Source organism: Methylobacterium sp. 142-1Y, assembly GCF_057747795.1.
Window position 1 is genome coordinate 1569331 of record NZ_CM173224.1, and the last position, 18144, is coordinate 1587474.

The 18144-nt window shown below is 68.1% G+C and carries 16 protein-coding genes; all 16 read left to right on the forward strand.

Translation table 11 applies throughout. The features are described from left to right. The first annotated feature begins 2 nt into the window (after positions 1-2). Positions 3-212: a hypothetical protein gene (locus AC3AOF_RS07300; protein ID WP_488348086.1), complete on the forward strand. Its 210-nt coding sequence runs from the start codon at positions 3-5 to the stop codon at positions 210-212. 9 nt (positions 213-221) lie between these two features. Next, positions 222-2303, forward strand: coding sequence for an NADH-quinone oxidoreductase subunit NuoG (gene nuoG, locus AC3AOF_RS07305; RefSeq protein ID WP_488348087.1), 2082 nt, complete (start codon positions 222-224; stop codon positions 2301-2303). A 13-nt stretch (positions 2304-2316) separates the two neighbouring features. Further along, positions 2317-3339 carry an NADH-quinone oxidoreductase subunit NuoH gene (gene nuoH, locus AC3AOF_RS07310; protein ID WP_203154534.1) on the forward strand — a complete coding sequence of 341 codons (1023 nt, stop codon included), beginning with the start codon at positions 2317-2319 and terminating at the stop codon, positions 3337-3339. A 23-nt stretch (positions 3340-3362) separates the two neighbouring features. After that, a complete protein-coding gene (nuoI, locus tag AC3AOF_RS07315; RefSeq protein ID WP_048425444.1) occupies positions 3363-3851 on the forward strand; it encodes an NADH-quinone oxidoreductase subunit NuoI in 489 nt (162 codons plus the stop codon). Positions 3852-4038: 187 nt separating this feature from the next. Next, positions 4039-4659 carry an NADH-quinone oxidoreductase subunit J gene (locus AC3AOF_RS07320; protein ID WP_236991398.1) on the forward strand — a complete coding sequence of 207 codons (621 nt, stop codon included), beginning with the start codon at positions 4039-4041 and terminating at the stop codon, positions 4657-4659. Positions 4660-4783: 124 nt separating this feature from the next. Beyond that, a complete protein-coding gene (gene nuoK, locus AC3AOF_RS07325) occupies positions 4784-5089 on the forward strand; it encodes an NADH-quinone oxidoreductase subunit NuoK (protein WP_048425446.1) in 306 nt (101 codons plus the stop codon). Between the two features lie 79 nt (positions 5090-5168). Further along, entirely contained in the window at positions 5169-7283 is a 2115-nt protein-coding gene (gene nuoL, locus AC3AOF_RS07330; RefSeq protein WP_236991397.1) for an NADH-quinone oxidoreductase subunit L, read from the forward strand. A 22-nt stretch (positions 7284-7305) separates the two neighbouring features. Continuing rightward, entirely contained in the window at positions 7306-8826 is a 1521-nt protein-coding gene (locus AC3AOF_RS07335; protein WP_488348088.1) for an NADH-quinone oxidoreductase subunit M, read from the forward strand. A 10-nt stretch (positions 8827-8836) separates the two neighbouring features. Next, on the forward strand, positions 8837-10282 hold the full coding sequence (gene nuoN / locus AC3AOF_RS07340) for an NADH-quinone oxidoreductase subunit NuoN (protein WP_488348089.1): 1446 nt from the start codon (positions 8837-8839) through the stop codon (positions 10280-10282). A 4-nt stretch (positions 10283-10286) separates the two neighbouring features. After that, the gene (locus AC3AOF_RS07345) at positions 10287-11087 is read left to right on the forward strand and encodes a biotin--[acetyl-CoA-carboxylase] ligase (RefSeq protein ID WP_236991394.1); all 801 of its coding nucleotides are present in this window, start codon (positions 10287-10289) and stop codon (positions 11085-11087) included. A gap of 204 nt (positions 11088-11291) precedes the next feature. Further along, positions 11292-12965, forward strand: coding sequence for a ribonuclease J (locus tag AC3AOF_RS07350; protein ID WP_488348090.1), 1674 nt, complete (start codon positions 11292-11294; stop codon positions 12963-12965). 327 nt (positions 12966-13292) lie between these two features. Then, on the forward strand, positions 13293-13697 hold the full coding sequence (gene mce / locus AC3AOF_RS07355; protein WP_488348091.1) for a methylmalonyl-CoA epimerase: 405 nt from the start codon (positions 13293-13295) through the stop codon (positions 13695-13697). A 2-nt stretch (positions 13698-13699) separates the two neighbouring features. Then, the gene (locus AC3AOF_RS07360; RefSeq protein ID WP_488348092.1) at positions 13700-14032 is read left to right on the forward strand and encodes a DUF1467 family protein; all 333 of its coding nucleotides are present in this window, start codon (positions 13700-13702) and stop codon (positions 14030-14032) included. A 494-nt stretch (positions 14033-14526) separates the two neighbouring features. Then, positions 14527-15861 (forward strand): proline--tRNA ligase, encoded by a 1335-nt coding sequence (gene proS, locus AC3AOF_RS07365; RefSeq protein WP_236991390.1) that lies wholly within the window; start codon positions 14527-14529, stop codon positions 15859-15861. A gap of 4 nt (positions 15862-15865) precedes the next feature. After that, positions 15866-17176 carry a lipoprotein-releasing ABC transporter permease subunit gene (locus AC3AOF_RS07370; protein WP_236991389.1) on the forward strand — a complete coding sequence of 437 codons (1311 nt, stop codon included), beginning with the start codon at positions 15866-15868 and terminating at the stop codon, positions 17174-17176. Positions 17177-17288: 112 nt separating this feature from the next. Then, positions 17289-17990 (forward strand): ABC transporter ATP-binding protein, encoded by a 702-nt coding sequence (locus tag AC3AOF_RS07375; protein WP_488348093.1) that lies wholly within the window; start codon positions 17289-17291, stop codon positions 17988-17990. Positions 17991-18144 lie beyond the last annotated feature (154 nt).

Consider the following 18144-nt stretch of genomic DNA (forward strand, 5'->3'; position numbering starts at 1 on the left):
TCATGGCCGGCGAACCCGACAACCTGGTTCTGGTCTACCTGCGGCGCATCGATGAGAAGGTCGATCGCCTCATCGACGACGTGAACGACCTGAAGCGGCGGGTTTCCGGCGTCGAAGAGAATCTGGCCGGCGTCCATCGCCGGATCGACCGCCTTGAGCTTCGCGTCGAGCGCATCGAGCGCCGACTCGATCTCGCCGACGCGACACATTGAGCTGAACCGATGACCAAAATCCTCGTCGACGGCATCGAGGTCGATGTCCCGCCGGACTACACCCTGCTCCAGGCCTGCGAGGTCGCGGGTGCCGAGATCCCGCGCTTCTGCTTCCACGAGCGCCTGTCGATCGCCGGCAATTGCCGCATGTGCCTGGTCGAGCTGAAGGGCGCGCCCAAGCCCGTCGCCTCCTGCGCCTGGGCCGTGCGCGATTGCCGCCCGGGCCCGAACGGCGAGCCGCCGGCGGTGTCGACCAAGTCGGCCCTGACCAAGAAGGCCCGCGAGGGGGTGATGGAGTTCCTCCTCATCAACCACCCGCTCGATTGCCCGATCTGCGACCAGGGCGGCCATTGCGACCTGCAGGACCAGGCGATGGCCTACGGCGTCGACTCGACCCGCTACGGCGAGAACAAGCGCGCCGTCGAGGAGAAGTATATCGGCCCGCTGGTGCGGACCGCGATGAACCGCTGCATCCACTGCACCCGCTGCGTCCGCTTCTTGGCGGAAGTCGCCGGCGTGCCGGATCTCGGCGCCATCGGCCGCGGCGAGGACATGGAGATCACCTCCTATCTCGAGCGCGCGATGGAATCGGAGCTGCAGGGCAACGTCGCCGACCTGTGCCCGGTCGGAGCGCTCGTCCACAAGCCGCAATCCTACAACGTCCGCCCCTGGGAGCTGAACAAGACCGAGTCCGTCGACGTGATGGATGCGGTCGGCTCGGCGATCCGCGTCGACACCCGCGGCCGCGAGGTGATGCAGATCGAGCCGCGGGTGAACGAGGCGATCAACGAGGAGTGGATCTCCGACAAGACCCGCCACGTCGTCGACGGCCTGCGCCTCCAGCGCCTCGACCGGCCGTACCTGCGCGAGAACGGCCGCCTGCGCCCGGCCTCCTGGGCCGAGGCCTTCGGGGCCATCGCGGCGAAGCTGAAGGGCGCCGATCCGAAGCGCGTCGGCGCGATCGTGGGTGACCTCGCCGGGGTCGAGGAGATTTTCGCGCTCAAGACGTTGATGGGCGCGCTGAAGGTCCGGAACCTCGATTGCCGCCAGGACGGCGCGGCGATCGATCCGGCCTGGGGCCGGGCCGCCTACACCTTCGGTCCCGGCATCGCCGGCATCGAGCAGGCGGACGCGATCCTGATCGTCGGCGCCAACCCGCGCACCGAGGCCTCGCTGCTCAACGCCCGCATCCGCAAGCGCTGGCGGATGAGCCCGGTCCAGATCGGCGTGATCGGCGAGGATGCGGACCTCACCTATCCCCACACCTATCTCGGCGCGGGCCCCGAGACCCTGGCCGAGATCGCGTCGGGCCGTCACAGCTTCGCCGAGGCGCTGAAGGGGGCCGAGCGTCCGCTCGTCATCGTCGGCCAGGCGGCGCTCGCCCGTGCCGATGGCGGAGCGCTCCTCGCCGCGGTCGCCAAGCTCGTCCATGGCCTCGGTTCCAAGGCCGAGGGCTGGAACGGTCTCGGCGTGCTCCAGAACGCGGCGTCCCGCGTTGGCGCCCTCGATCTCGGCTTCGTGCCGGGGGAGGGCGGCCTGACCTTCGCCGAGATGGTGCAGGGCGGCGCGCTCGACGTGCTGTTCAACCTCGGCGCCGACGAGGTCGAGGTCGGCCCGGGCGCCTTCGTGATCTACCAGGGCACCCACGGCGACAAGGGCGCCCACCGCGCCGACGTGATCCTGCCGGGCGCGGCCTATACCGAGAAGTCGGCGACCTACGTCAACCTCGAAGGCCGGGTCCAGCTCGCCAACCGCGCCGCCTTCCCGCCGGGCGATGCCCGCGAGGATTGGGCGATCCTGCGCGCCCTGTCGGACGTGCTCGGCCAGCGCCTGCCGTTCGACTCGCTGACCGCGCTCCGCAAGGCGCTCTACACCGCGCATCCGCACTTCGCCGGCATCGATCAGGTCGCGCAGAGCGACGGCGTCGCCGCGCTGACGACGCTGGCGGGTCTCTCGGGCGAGGCCGGCCGCGAGCCGTTCCGCCCGGCGGTGGCCGATTTCTATCTCACCAACCCGATCGCCCGCGCCTCGCGGGTGCTCGCCGAGTGCTCGGGTCTCGCCCGCGGGCGGGCCCTCGAAGCGGCGGAATGAGGAGCACCGACCGATGACCGTCTGGGAGGTGCTGGGCACCGTCCTCCTCGTGGCCCTGAAGAGCGTGGCGCTGCTGGTGGCGCTGCTCGTCTTCATCGCCTATGCGCTGCTGGCCGACCGCAAGATCTGGGCGGCGGTGCAGCTGCGCCGCGGCCCGAACGTGGTCGGGCCCTGGGGCCTGTTCCAATCCTTCGCCGACCTCCTGAAGTTCGTGCTGAAGGAGCCGGTGATTCCGGCCGGCGCCAACAAGAGCCTGTTCCTCCTGGCGCCGCTGATCTTCGCCACCCTGGCGCTCGCCGCCTGGGCGGTGATCCCGCTCGCCGACGGCTGGCCGATCGCCGACATCAATGTCGGCATCATCTACATCTTCGCGATCTCGTCGCTCGGCGTCTACGGCGTCATCATGGGCGGCTGGGCCTCGAACTCGAAATACGCCTTCCTCGGCGCGCTCCGCTCCGCCGCCCAGATGGTGTCCTACGAGGTCTCGCTCGGCTTCGTGATCGTGACGGTGCTGATGTGCGCCGGCTCGCTCAACCTGTCGCAGATCGTGCGGGCGCAGGACACCTCGCTCGGCATCCTCGGCTGGTACTGGCTGTGGCTGTTCCCGATGTTCGTGGTGTTCTTCATCTCGGCGCTCGCCGAGACGAACCGCCCGCCCTTCGACCTGCCGGAGGCCGAATCCGAGCTCGTCGCCGGCTACATGGTGGAATACTCCTCCACCCCGTACCTGCTGTTCATGCTCGGCGAGTACGTCGCCATCGTCACGATGTGCGCGCTCGGCACGATCCTGTTCCTCGGCGGCTGGCTCTCCCCGATCCCGTTCGCGCCCTTCACCTGGGTCCCGGGCCTGATCTGGTTCGCCCTCAAGGCCAGCTTCCTGTTCTTCATGATCGCCATGGTGAAGGCCATGGTGCCGCGCTACCGCTACGACCAGCTCATGCGGCTGGGCTGGAAGGTCTTCCTTCCGCTCTCGCTGGTCATGGTCTTCGTCGTCGCCTTCGTCCTCAAGCTGACCGGCCTCGCGCCGGTCTCCTGAACCCAACCGTCGGAGAACGAGCCATGAAGCTCGACCAGGTCGCCCGCGGCCTGCTGTTGAAGGAGTTCGTCACCGGGTTCGCCCTGGCGATGCGCTACTTCTTCAAGCCCAAGGCGACGATCAACTACCCCTTCGAGATGGGCCATCGCGGCCCGCGCTTCCGCGGCGAGCACGCCCTGCGGCGCTACCCCAACGGGGAAGAGCGCTGTATCGCCTGCAAGCTGTGCGAGGCGGTGTGCCCGGCCCAGGCCATCACCATCGAGGCGGGCCCGCGCCGCAACGACGGCACGCGCCGCACCACCCGCTACGACATCGACATGGTGAAGTGCATCTATTGCGGCATGTGCCAGGAGGCCTGCCCGGTGGACGCCATCGTCGAGGGGCCGAACTTCGAGTTCTCGGTGGAGACCCGCGAGGAGCTTCTCTACGACAAGGAGAAGCTGCTCGCGAACGGCGACCGCTGGGAGCGCGAGATCGCCCGCAACATCGCGGCGGACGCGCCCTACCGCTGATCGCCCGCGGGGGAGGGCGGTCCCTCCCTCGGTTCGAGCACAGGGGAGGGCGGTGATCCTCCCCACACCGACGACACATTCGCCGCTCCCCCGGTTGTGCGCCGCGGGAGCGGGTTCTATAGACGGGCCGCCGGGACGCTCCGGGGGTCGGGCAGGAGGCCGCCGCCAGGCGGCATGAATTCAGCGCATGACCGCAGCCGCCGCCTTCTTCTATCTGTTCGCCGCGATCACCGTCGCCTCCGGCTTCATGGTGATCGCCTCGCGCAACCCCGTCACCTCGGTGCTCTTCCTCATCCTCGCCTTCGTGAACGCCTCCGGGCTGTTCGTGCTGATGGGGGCGGAGTTCCTGGCCATGATCCTGGTCGTGGTCTATGTCGGCGCCGTCGCGGTGCTGTTCCTGTTCGTCGTGATGATGCTCGACGTCGATTTCGCCGAGCTGCGCCAGGGCTTCCAGGACTACCTGCCGGTCGGCGGGCTGATCGGGGCGGTGTTCCTGATCGAGCTGCTTCTCGTCGTCGGCTCCTGGGCGATCGATCCCGGCCTGGTGCACGGGCCGCTGGCGGTCTCGCCCGGTTCGGAGACCGTGACCAACACGCAGGCCCTGGGTCTCGTTCTCTACACCAACTACTTTTTGTTCTTCCAGGTCGCCGGCCTGATCCTATTGGTCGCGATGATCGGCGCGATCGTGCTGACCCTGCGCGACCGGCCCGGCGTCAAGCGCCAGGACATCGCGATCCAGAACGCCCGCACCCAGGCCGATGCCGTCGAGGTGCGCCACGTCCCGACCGGGCAGGGTGTCGAGGTCTGATCCTCGCCGCGGTTTGAAGAAGTCGTGCGGGGCTCGACGAGCCTCGCGATGCTGATGGCACGAGCGGCGGGGCTTCGGTGAAGCCTCGCGACACGAAGGCGGCCGCCCGCGGTCGAGAGGCACGATGATCGGTTTGAGCCATTACCTGACGGTCGCCGCGATCCTGTTCACCCTCGGGGTGCTCGGCATCTTCATCAACCGCAAGAATATCATCGTCATCCTGATGTCGGTCGAGCTGATCCTGCTCGCGGTGAACATCAACCTGGTGGCGTTCTCGACCCATCTCGGCGACATCGTCGGCCAGGTCTTCGCCCTGTTCGTGCTGACGGTCGCCGCCGCCGAGGCCGCCATCGGCCTCGCCATCCTGGTGGTGTTCTTCCGCAACCGCGGGTCGATCGCCGTCGAGGACGTCAACATGATGAAGGGCTGACGCAGGCCCCACGCCCTCAGCCCTTTTCCGAAGAACCAGTGCCGCAGCGGCAAGAGCCACGCGAGGCCGGACCCCGAGCATGTACCACGCGATCGTCTTCCTGCCCCTGATCGGCTTCCTCATCGCCGGTCTGTTCGGGCGCCGCATCGGCCCGCGGGCCAGCGAGGTGGTGACCACCGGCATCCTCGTCTTCGTGGCGCTCCTGTCCTGGGTCGCCTTCTTCGAGGTCACCGGCGGGCACGGCCACGGCGCCACCACGCACCACGTCGCGACGTGGTTCACCGCCGGCGGCCTGACGGTCGACTGGGCGTTCCGGGCCGACACGCTGACCGCGGTCATGCTGGTGGTGGTCAACAGCGTCTCGGCGCTCGTCCACCTCTACTCGATGGGCTACATGCACGAGGACCCGCACCGGCCGCGGTTCTTCGCCTACCTGTCGCTCTTCACCTTCGCCATGCTGATGCTGGTGACGTCGGACAACCTCGTCCAGATGTTCTTCGGCTGGGAGGGTGTCGGCCTCGCCTCGTACCTGCTGATCGGCTTCTGGTACGAGAAGCCCTCGGCCAACGCCGCGGCGATGAAGGCCTTCATCGTCAACCGCGTCGGCGATTTCGGCTTCTCGCTCGGCATCTTCCTCTGTTTCGTGCTGTTCGGCGCCGTCAGCTACGACGCCATCTTCGCCAAGGTGCCGGAACTCAAGGACGCGACGTTCCACCTGCTCGGCTACGACTGGAACGCGCTCACCATCTGCTGCCTGCTGCTGTTCATGGGCGCGATGGGCAAGTCGGCGCAGTTCCTGCTCCATACCTGGCTGCCGGACGCGATGGAGGGCCCGACCCCGGTCTCGGCACTGATCCACGCCGCCACCATGGTGACCGCCGGCGTGTTCATGGTCGCCCGCCTGTCGCCGCTCTTCGATGCCGCGCCCAACGCGCTGATCGTCGTCACGGTGATCGGCGGCATCACGGCCTTCTTCGCCGCCACCGTCGGCCTCGTGCAGAACGACATCAAGCGCGTCATCGCCTACTCGACCTGCTCGCAGCTCGGCTACATGTTCGTCGCGCTCGGCGTCGGCGCCTACGCGGCGGGCGTGTTCCACCTCTTCACCCACGCCTTCTTCAAGGCGCTGCTGTTCCTCGGCGCCGGCTCGGTCATCCACGCGATGCACCACGAGCAGGACATGCGGAACATGGGCGCTCTGCGCCGCTACATCCCCTTCACCACCGCCATGATGGCGATCGGCACCCTGGCGCTGATCGGCTTCCCGTTCACGGCCGGATTCTACTCGAAGGACGCGATCATCGAGGCGGCCTACATGTCGACCAGGCCGGGCCACGTGCTGGCCTTCCTGGCGACCGTCATCGCGGCCTTCATGACCTCGTTCTACTCCTGGCGCCTGTTCTTCATGACCTTCGAGGGGCCTGCCCGCTGGCAGAACGCCCATGGTCATGACGACCACCACGGCGATGCCCACGCGCACCATGCGGTCGCCCATGCCTCTGCCCAAGCCGACGGCGCACCGGGCCACCACGAGGGTGTCGCCCACGACGACAAGGGCCATGACGTCGAGCCGGCCTCGCATTCGGCGATCGAGCACCACGACCACCACGCCCATACCCCGCACGAGAGCCCGCGGGTGATGACGATCCCGCTCGCGGTCCTGGCGCTCGGCGCGCTCTTCGCCGGCCTGGTGTTCAAGAACCGCTTCATCGGCGAGGGCATGGACGAGTTCTGGAAGGGCGCGCTCGCGCACGGCCCCGACAATCACATCATGCACGACATCCACAACGCGCCGGCCTGGGTGCAGCACTCGCCCTTCGTGATGCTGGTGCTCGGCTTCCTGCTCGCCTTCTGGATGTATATCCGCCGGCCGGAACTGCCGCATCAGCTCGCGACGAACCAGCCGCTGCTGTACCGCTTCCTGCTCAACAAGTGGTACTTCGACGAGCTTTACGACCGGATCTTCGTCCGTCCTGCCAAGGGCTTCGGCGAGTTCCTGTGGAAGGTCGGCGACGGCCGCATCATCGACGGGATGGGCCCGAACGGCATCGCCGCCCGCGTCGTCGACATCACCCGCGGCGTGGTCCGTCTCCAGACCGGCTACGTCTACCATTACGCCTTCGTGATGCTGGTCGGCGTCGCGGCCCTGGTGAGCTGGTACCTGATCACCGGCGTCTCCGCGGCCACCCACTGACCTGACCGGAGAACAGAGAATCATGCTCGGCCTCGGGATCCTCTCCGGCCTCATCATCCTGCCGCTCGTCGGCGCCGCGTTCATCCTCACGCTCCGCGGCGACGACGAATCGGTCCGGCGCAACGCCCGCTGGGCGGCGCTCATCGCGACGCTCGCCACCTTCCTGCTGTCCCTGGTCGCCTGGGGCCGCTACGACACCTCCACGGCGCAGTTCCAGCTCGTCGAGACCCACGCCTGGCTGACCGAGACGATCCGGTTCAAGCTCGGCGTCGACGGCTTCTCGATGCCGCTCGTGCTGCTCACCACCTTCCTGATGCCGTTCTGCATCGGCGCCTCCTGGCTCTCGATCGAGCACCGGGTGAAGGAGTACTTCGTCGCGTTCCTGGTCCTCGAGGCCACGATGATCGGCGTATTCTGCGCCCTCGACCTGGTGCTGTTCTACCTGTTCTTCGAAGCCGGCCTGATCCCGATGTTTCTCATCATCGGCATCTGGGGCGGCAAGCGCCGGATCTACGCGTCGTTCAAGTTCTTCCTCTACACCCTGCTCGGCTCGGTGCTGATGCTGCTCGCCATCATGGCGATGTACTGGCAGGCCGGCACGACCGACATCCCGACCCTGCTGCAGACCCGGTTCCCGGCGAACATGCAGATCTGGCTCTGGCTCGCCTTCTTCGCCTCCTTCGCGGTGAAGATGCCGATGTGGCCGGTCCATACCTGGCTTCCCGACGCCCACGTCGAGGCGCCGACCGCCGGCTCGGTCATCCTGGCGGGCATCCTGCTGAAGATGGGCGGCTACGGCTTCATCCGGGTCTCGCTGCCGATGTTCCCGGACGCCTCGCACTACTTCGCCCCGATGGTCTACACGCTGTCGGTGGTGGCGATCATCTACACCTCGCTGGTCGCGCTGGTGCAGACCGACATCAAGAAGCTCATCGCCTATTCCTCCGTGGCGCATATGGGCTTCGTGACACTCGGCCTGTTCACGCTCAACGAGCAGGGCATCCAGGGCGCCCTGTTCCTGATGATCTCGCACGGCATCGTCTCGGGCGCGCTCTTCCTCTGCGTCGGCGTGATCTACGACCGGATGCACACCCGCGAGATCTCGGCCTATGGCGGCTTGGTGAAACGGATGCCGCTCTACGCGGTCGCCATGATGGTGTTCACGATGGCCAATGTCGGCCTGCCGGGCACCTCGGGCTTCGTCGGCGAGTTCCTGGCGATGATGGGCGCCTTCCGGGCCAACCCGATGGTGTCGTTCTTCTCGGTCTTCGGCATCATCCTGTCGGCGGCCTACGCCCTGTGGCTGTTCGCCCGTGTGGTCTACGGCAAGCTCGAGAAGCCGAGCCTGCAGGCGATCACCGACCTCGACCGCCGCGAGATGCTGATCCTCGCCCCGCTCGTGGCGCTGACGATCTATTACGGCGTCCATCCCGGCCCGATCCTCGACGTCTTCGCGCCCTCGACCGACGCGCTGATGCAAGGCATGCGCGCCGCCCTCTCCACGACCCAGACCGCTGCCGCGGCGCTGCCGGTCCCGCACTGAGTTCTTCGCGATGAACGCCGCTCAGATCGTCATGCCCGCCATCGGGCCCGCCTTGCCGGAGCTGATCCTCTCGGTCGGCGTCCTGGTGCTCATCCTCTACGGCGCCTTCAAGGGCGAGCGCTCCACCGAGGGCGTCAGCGTCGGCGCCTTGATCCTCTTGATCCTCGCGCTGTTCGCGGTGGTCAGCCAGCCCTTCGGCGCCAAGGTCACCACCTTCAACGGCTCCTTCATCGTCGACGGGTTCGCCCGGATCATGAAGGCGCTGACCCTGATCGGGTCGGCCGCCGCCATCCTGCTCGCCAAGGAGCATTTCGAGCGCGAGCGCATCGCCCGGTTCGAGTACCCGATCCTGATCGTCCTCTCGACGATCGGCATGATGATCATGGCCTCGGCCAACGATCTGATCGCGCTCTACATGGGCCTCGAGCTGCAGAGCCTCGCGGCCTACGTCATCGCGTCGTTCCACCGCGACGACGTGCGCTCGACCGAGGCCGGCCTGAAGTACTTCGTGCTCGGCGCTTTGTCCTCCGGCATGCTGCTCTACGGCGCCTCGCTGGTCTACGGCTTCACCGGCACCGTCTCGTTCCCGCACATCGTCACCGCGCTTCGCGAGGGCTCGGGTCTCGGCGTGGTGCTGGGCGTGGTGTTCGTCGCCGCCGGCGTGTCGTTCAAGCTCGCCGCCGTGCCGTTCCACATGTGGACGCCGGACGTCTACGAGGGCGCGCCGACCCCGGTCACCGCCTTCTTCGCGTCGGCTCCCAAGATGGCCGCGATGGCGATGGCCGTGCGCGTCTTCATCGGCGCCTTCCCGGTCATCACGCCCGAGTGGCAGCAGATCATCGTGTTCGTGTCGATCGCCTCGATGGCGCTCGGCTCCTTCGCGGCGATCGGCCAGCGCAGCCTCAAGCGCCTGATGGCCTATTCCTCGATCGCGAATGTCGGCTACGCGCTCATCGGGCTCGCCGCCGGCACGCAGGAGGGGGTGCGCGGCGTCGTCATCTACATGGCGATCTACCTCGCCATGACGCTCGGTGCCTTCGCGGTGATCCTGTCTCTGCGCCGCGGCCGGAAGATGTACGAGACCATCGACGACCTGTCGGGCCTGTCGCGCACCCATCCGTGGATCGCGTTCCTGCTCGCCATGATGATGTTCTCGCTCGCCGGCATCCCGCCGCTCGCCGGGTTCTTCGCCAAGTTCTACGTCTTCGCCGCGGCCATCAAGGCGAACCTCGTGACCCTGGCGGTGATCGGCGTGGTGACCAGCGTGGTCGGCGCCTATTACTACCTGCGCCTCGTCAAGGTGATGTACTTCGACGAGCCGGCCGAGGCCTACGAGCCGATGGGCCCGGGCCTGCGGATCGTGCTCGGCCTGTCGAGCGTGGTGGTGCTGCTGTTCTGGCTCATGCCGGCCCCGCTGGTCGGCATCGCCGGGACCGCCGCGAAGTCGTTGTTCTAGGCGCATGACCTTCGTGCTCGACCCCGCGGCCAAGGCCGCGGGATACCGTCTCGAGGTCCATGACAGCCTCGGCTCGACGAGCACGCAGGCCATGGAACTGGCGCGGGCCGGCGAGACCGGGCCGTGCTGGGTCGTCGCCCGCGAACAGACCGGCGGCCGCGGCCGACGCGGCAAGGGCTGGGGCTGGATCGAGGGCAACCACGCCGCGAGCCTGCTCTGGCCTGTACCCGCCGGGCTCGCGCCTGATCGGGTCGCGACCCTGGGTTTCGTCGCCGGTCTTGCGGTGGAACGGGCGCTTCGTCGTGCCTGCGGTCCCGGACCGGATCGGAGAACCCCCGATTTCCGGCTGAAATGGCCGAACGACGTTCTTCTCGACGGGGCCAAGCTCGTCGGTATCCTGCTCGAGATGGAAACCCTGCCCGAGCGCGGGGCATTCGTCACGATCGGCATCGGCATCAACGTGACCGGCGCGCCCGAGGGGCTTCCCTACGCGGCGACCTCCCTGGCGCAGGCCGGTTGCGCCGTCGATGCGCCGGGGCTGTTTCGTCTGCTCAGCGGCGCCTGGGTCGAGGTCGCGCGGCTGTGGGATGAAGGTCGGGGCTTTTCGCGCATCCGCGGTGCCTGGCTCGGTCTGGCCGCAGGACTCGACGGTCCGGTGGCCGTCCAGACCGGCGAGCGCCGGTTAAGCGGGACCTTCGAGACGATCGACGAGGCCGGCCGGCTGGTCGTTCGGTTGGCGGGCGGGACCCGCGTCCCAGTCTCCGCCGGCGAGGTGCATTTCGGAGCGGCCGCCAGCGCGGCCTGACGGGGAGGCGGCTCCGGCGCCCGTGCGGCGACGACGCTCTCCCCCGATACGTTCGAAGTCTTTTCGGCGGGGCGCCTCACGGCGCCGCCGCCGCGCGGCCGTTTTCGGCCGCACACGCAACATGACGGCGCCGTGACCGTGACGGCAGACGAGGCCGTTCCTCGAGGGGACCGCGACGGCGGTCCGAGTAGCGATGGTATGGGAATGTCGAACAAGGGAGATGAGCTGATCTTCGTGCCCCTCGGTGGGGTGGGCGAGATCGGCATGAATGCCGCGCTCTACGGCTTCGGGCCTCCGAAACACCGCAAGTGGATCATGGTCGATCTCGGCATGGGCTTCGCCAGTGAGGAGCACATGCCGGGCGTCGACCTGATGTACCCGGATCTCAGCTTCGCCGAGGAGCAGCGCGAAAACCTGCTCGGCATCCTGATCACCCATGGCCACGAGGACCATATCGGCGCCATCGGCGAGCTGTGGCCCAAGCTCAAGGTGCCGATCTACGCCACCCGCTTCACCAAGAACCTGATCGAGGCCCGCCGCCTCGGCGAGCCGGGCGCGCCCAAGATCGATATGCGTCAGGTCCCGGCCGACGGCCGCCTCGAACTCGGGCCATTCTCGATCGAGTACGTGCCGGTGGCGCACTCGATCCCCGAGGCCAACGCGCTCGCCATTCGCACGCCCCTCGGCATGGTGTTGCATACCGGCGACTGGAAGCTCGACGACACCCCGGTCGCCGGCAACTCGACCTCTGAGGAGACCTTCACGCGGCTGGGCGAGGAGGGCGTGCTGGCGATCGTCTGCGATTCGACCAACGTCACCCGCGAGGGCCGCTCGCCGAGCGAGGCGGAAGTCGCCGATCACCTCGCCGAGCTGATCCGCAACTCGCCGCACCGGGTCGCGGTGACGACCTTCGCGTCGAACGTCGCGCGCATGCGCGCCGTCTGCCTCGCCGCGCAGGCCTGCGGCCGCGACGTGGTGGCGGTCGGCCGCGCCATGGACCGTGTGATCGACGTCGCCCGCGAATGCGGCTACCTCGACGGGCTGCCGGAGATCCGCGGCGCCGAGGCCTATGGCTACCTGCCCCGCGAGAAGGTGGTGGCGCTGCTGACCGGCTCGCAGGGCGAGGCCCGGGCGGCTTTGGCCCGGGTGTCGCGCGACGAGCATCCGGAGATCTCGCTGGCCCCCGGCGACCGGGTGATCTTCTCCTCGCGGGCGATCCCCGGCAACGAGCGGGCGGTCGGCGCGATCATCAACGACCTGATCGAGGCCGGCATCCAGGTCATCACCGACCGGACCGAACTGGTCCACGTCTCCGGCCACCCGCGCCGCGACGAGATGGCGGCGATGTATCGCTGGACCAAGCCCCGCATCGCGGTGCCCGTGCACGGCGAGGCCCTGCATCTGGCCGAGCACGCCACCTTCGCCCGCAAGCAGGGCGTCGAGCAGGTGGTCAAGGCCCGCAACGGCACCCTGATCCGGCTGGCGCCGGGCGAGCCGGAGATCGTCACCCACGTGAAGAGCGGCCGGATCTACAAGGACGGCAACGTGCTCGTCGATTCGAACGACCGCGCCATCCCCGAGCGGCGCAAGCTCGCCTTCACGGGCATCGTCTCGGTGGCGATCGCGCTCGACAAGAACGGCGAGGTCAAGGGCGAGCCGTCGATCGACCTGATGGGTCTGCCGAGCTACGGCCGCAAGGGCGAGGTCATCATCGACATCATCGGCGACGCGGTCGAGCGGACGGTCAACGGGCTGTCGCGGGTCAAGCGGCGGGATTCCGAGGCGGTGGAGAACGCCGTCGACCGGGCGATCCGCTCGGCGGTCAACGAGGTGTGGGGCAAGAAGCCGGCCTGCCACGTGATGGTGGTGGAGGTGTGAGGGCCATCGTCCTCTGACGCGGCCGAGTAGAGCGCCCGAACTCTCCCCCCTCTGCGGGGGAGGGTGGCTAATGCAGTGAGCCGGGAGAGGGGCAGCGCGACGCTGATCCAGAAGGCGCCCTTCAGAACAGGTCCGCCATATCAGGAAGCGTGGTTCCCCTCTCCCGCCCCACTCCGTGGGGCACCCTCCCCCGCAGAAGGGGGGAGGGGGTATCCGCGCTTCAAGCGGTAGCCGTTGGCGTACGAGGACAGGGCGATGCCGTAGCGCCACCCCGCGCCACACCCTAAAATCGACAAATCACCCACGGACCACCGGAGGAACACCCCCATGATCGGCAGGCTCAACCACGTCGCCATCGCGGTGAAGGATCTCGACGCCTCGGCGAAGGTGTATCGCGACACCCTCGGGGCGACCCTGTCGGCGCCGCTGCCGCAGCCGGAGCACGGCGTGACGGTGATCTTCGTCGAATTGCCCAACAGCAAGATCGAACTGCTGGAGCCGCTGGGTGCCGACTCGCCGATCAACGCGTTCCTGGAGCGCAACCCGGGCGGCGGCATCCATCACGTCTGCTACGAGGTCGACGACATCATGGCGGCGCGCGACAAGCTGAAGGCGCAGGGCGCGCGCATCCTCGGCTCGGGCGAGCCGCGCATCGGCGCTCACGGCAAGCCGGTGCTGTTCCTGCACCCGAAGGACTTCCTCGGCACCCTGGTCGAGCTGGAGCAGGCGTGAGCGTGGACGCCCTCCTCGAGCGGGCCACCGCCACGATTCCCCGCACCCTCGCGGTCTGCGTCGGGCTGATGCTGCCGGTGCTGGCGCTGGCGATCTGGGGCTTTCGCCTCAGCGGCTTCGGGGCGGGCGCCCTCTACTTCGTGGTGTGGTGGATCGCGCTGTTCGGAGTGCTGCCGTTCCGGGCCGCGTCCGACGGCACCGAGGTGGTCGTGCCGGGCCAGGATCTCGGCGCGCCGCACAAGCCGCAGATGCGCCGCAAGGCGGTGTGGACCACGCTGGTCTCCGACGTGGTGTTCATCCTGGCGGTCGCGGCCTTCCCGCTCGCCGGGCTGTAACGGATCGCGACCGACAAGGTCGCGATCGACTCCCGGGAGACTGAAACCCGAGACGTCGAGACCCAAAATAAAAAAGCAAGGCTCGGAAGCCTTGCTTGTAAGCTTTCTGAATGTTTTCGCCAGCCTATGCTCTGTTATTCACCCTTATGGGCGTTGAAGCTGGCTTTTCCTCCCGAGACTCGGACCTTGCGCGGCGCCGTTCGGCCTGCCTGCGCATCATCGCGATGCCGCTTATAGGAATAAGAATTCGCATTGTCACCTGCCTTCCAGCAGGTTGATGCGTTTTTTTGCATGGCCGGCGCATTTTTCTCCTGCGCCCCGCGCCGGACGCGGGAAGCGGAGGGTCGGTCGGCGCATGGGTTCGGCGCTCGGGCCCGCGTTTCATGTTTTGCGAACGGCGCCGGAAGCGTGCAAAAGGGCGTTCCCCGGGGAGAGACCCTCGGGCGGGGCTTCGCCCCGCGACACGCCACCCGCCTGCCACGCCAAGGTCCGACATGCGTCTCAGCCGCTACTTCCTGCCCATCCTGCGCGAGACGCCCAAGGAAGCGGAGATCGTCTCGCATCGGCTGATGCTGCGCGCCGGCATGATCCGCCAGGAATCCGCCGGCATCTACGCCTGGCTGCCGCTGGGCCTGCGGGTGCTGAACCGGGTGGCCGACATCATCCGGGCCGAGCAGGACCGCTCCGGCGCGATCGAGCTCCTGATGCCGACGATCCAGTCGGCCGATCTGTGGCGCGAGTCGGGCCGTTACGATGCGTACGGCAAGGAGATGCTGCGCATCAAGGACCGGCACGAGCGCGACATGCTGTTCGGGCCGACCAACGAGGAGATGATCACCGCGATCTTCCGCTCGGCGGTGCGCTCCTACAAGGACCTGCCGAAGAACCTCTACCACATCCAGTGGAAGTTCCGCGACGAGGTGCGGCCGCGCTTCGGCACGATGCGCTCGCGCGAATTCCTGATGAAGGATGCCTACTCGTTCGACCTCGACCAGGCGAGCGCGCGGCATTCCTACAACAAGATGTTCGTCGCCTACCTGCGCACCTTCGCGCGGCTCGGCCTGAAGGCGATCCCGATGCGGGCCGAGACCGGGCCGATCGGCGGCGACCTGTCCCACGAATTCATCATCCTGGCCCAGACCGGCGAGAGCGAGGTCTTCTGCGACCGCGCCTATCTCGACTTCGCCACCCCGGAGGCGGCGACCGACTTCGACGACGTCGCGGCTCTCCAGGCCACGGTCGACCACTGGACCTCGCGCTACGCCGCCACCTCCGAGATGCACGACGCGGACGCCTTCGGGCAGGTGCCGGCGCCGGAGCAGATGGCCGCCCGCGGCATCGAGGTCGGCCACATCTTCTATTTCGGCACCAAGTACTCGGAGCCGATGGGCGCGAAGGTGACGGGGCCGGACGGGCAGGAGCGCCCGGTTCATATGGGCTCCTACGGCATCGGCCCGAGCCGGCTGGTGGCGGCGATCATCGAGGCGGGCCACGACGAATCCGGCATCGTGTGGCCGGATGCGGTGGCGCCCTTCGACGTCGCGCTCCTCAACCTCAAGGTCGGGGATGCGGCGACCGATGCCGCCTGCGCCAAGCTCCAGGGCGAGTTGGAGGCCGCCGGCCTCACGGTTCTGTACGACGATCGCGACGAGCGCCCGGGCGGAAAGTTCGCCACCGCCGACCTGATCGGCCTGCCCTGGCAGGTCATCGTCGGGCCGAAGGGGCTTGCCGAGGGCAAGGTCGAGGTGAAGCGCCGCGCCACCGGCGCCCGCGAGACCGTGGCCCCCGACGCCGTCCCGGCCTATCTCCGCCAGAACCGGGCGTCTTGAGCCGATGCCCCTCGCCGCGATCCGCGACCGCATCCCGAAGGTCGGCGCCCTGTTCGCGGGACGCGGCGGGGGCGCCACCCTGCCATTCGCGCCCTTCGAATGGACGATCGCCGGGCGCTACCTGCGCACCCGGCGCAAAGAAGGCTTCGTCTCGGTCATCGCCCTGTTCTCGTTCCTCGGGATCATGCTGGGCGTGGCCACCCTCATCATCGTGCTCTCGGTGATGAACGGCTTCCGCAAGGAGCTGTTGAGCAAGATCGTCGGCATCAACGGCCACATCTTCGTCGCGCCGATCGACCGGCCGCTGACCGACTTCGCCGACCTGTCCGACCGGCTCGGCAAGGTGGCGGGCGTCCACCTCGCCCTGCCGATGGTCGAGGGCCAGGCCTTCGCCTCCTCGCAATTCGGCGGCTCGGGCGTGCTGGTGCGCGGCGTGCGCGCCGACGACCTGAAGAAGATCCCGTCGGTCGCGGGCACCATCCGGGGCGGCACGCTGGAGAATTTCGACACCGGCGGCGGCGTCGCGATCGGCAAGAGGCTCGCCGAGTCCCTGGGGCTCCAGGCCGGGGACACGATCACGCTGGCCACCCCGAAGGGCGCCACCACGCCGTTCGGCACCGCGCCGCGGATCAAGAGCTACAACGTCGCGGCGGTGTTCGAGGTCGGCATGTCCGAGTTCGACGGCACCTTCGTGTACATGCCGCTCTCGGAAGCCCAGGCCTTCTTCAACCGCGACGGCGACGTCTCGGTGATCGAGATCTTCCTCGACAATGCCGATTCGGTCGGCGAGGCGCGGGGAGAGCTGGAACTCGCCGCCGAACGCCCGGTGCTGATCACCGACTGGCGCCAGCGCAACCGCACCTTCTTCTCCGCCCTCGAGGTGGAGCGCAACGTGATGTTCATCATCCTCACGCTGATCGTGCTGGTGGCGGCGCTCAACATCGTGTCGGGCCTGATCATGCTGGTGAAGGACAAGTCGAGCGACATCGCGATCCTGCGCACCATGGGGGCGACACGGGGCGCGATCATGCGGGTGTTCCTCATCACCGGCGCCTCGATCGGCATCCTCGGCACGCTCGCCGGCTTCGTCCTCGGGCTCGTCTTCTCGGCCAACCTCACGGTGATCCAGCGCACGCTGTTTCCCGGCGCCTGGGATCCGACGGTGCGGTTCCTGTCCGAGATCCCGTCCGAGACCAATGCGAGCGAGGTCGTGGCGGTGGTGGCGATGTCGATGGTGCTGTCGCTCCTCGCCACGCTGTACCCGTCCTGGCGCGCCGCCCGGCTCGACCCGGTGCAGGCCCTGCGCTACGGCTGAGCCTTTCCGGCCCTCGCCCCCCGATCCTGTTCCCGAGTACCCACCGGATGCCGCGACCCGTCTATTCTCCGATTCTCCCCCCGCGCCCCACCGCGAGGGGCGCCTGACGCCGATGGACGAGTCCCCGCAGCAGCCGGTCCCGGCGCTCTTCCTCGCCCAGGTCGAGCGGCGCTACACCCAAGGCACCGGCCATCTCGAGATTCTGCGCGGTGCGGATCTCGCGATCTGGCCCGGCGAGATCGTGGCGCTGGTCGCGCCCTCCGGCACCGGCAAGTCGACCCTGCTCCACGTCGCCGGCCTTCTGGAGCGGCCCGACGGCGGCGAGGTCTATATCGGCGGCCAGCCGAGCGCCCGGATGGACGATACCGCCCGCACCCGGATGCGGCGCGAGGAGATGGGCTTCGTCTATCAGTCGCATCACCTACTGCCGGAATTCTCGGCGCTGGAGAACGTGGTCCTGCCGCAGCTCATCCGCGGCCTGTCGGCCCGGGAAGCCCGCTCGCGCGCCGGCGAGCTGTTGTCGTTCCTCGGCCTCAAGGAGCGCCTGAGCCACCGGCCGGCGGAGCTGTCGGGCGGCGAGCAGCAGCGCGTCGCCATCGCCCGGGCGCTTGCCAACGGCCCGCGGCTGCTGCTGGCCGACGAGCCGACCGGCAACCTCGATCCGCAGACCGCCGGCCACGTCTTCGCGATCCTGGTCTCGCTGGTGCGGGCCTCGGGCGTCGCGGCGCTGATCGCCACCCACAACCTGGAGTTGGCCTCCCGGATGGACCGGCGGGTGACGATCCAGAACGGGCTGATCGTTCAGCTTGCCTGAGCGGTCGCTAGGGAAGCGCCGCCTGCTCGTTCCTCCCCACCCGCGACCTCATCCTGAGGTGCGAGTGAAACGAGCCTCGAAGGAGGGCTCCAGGAGTCTCCGCGATCCCTGGAGCCCTCCTTCGAGGTCAGTCAATCTTCGATCGACTAACACC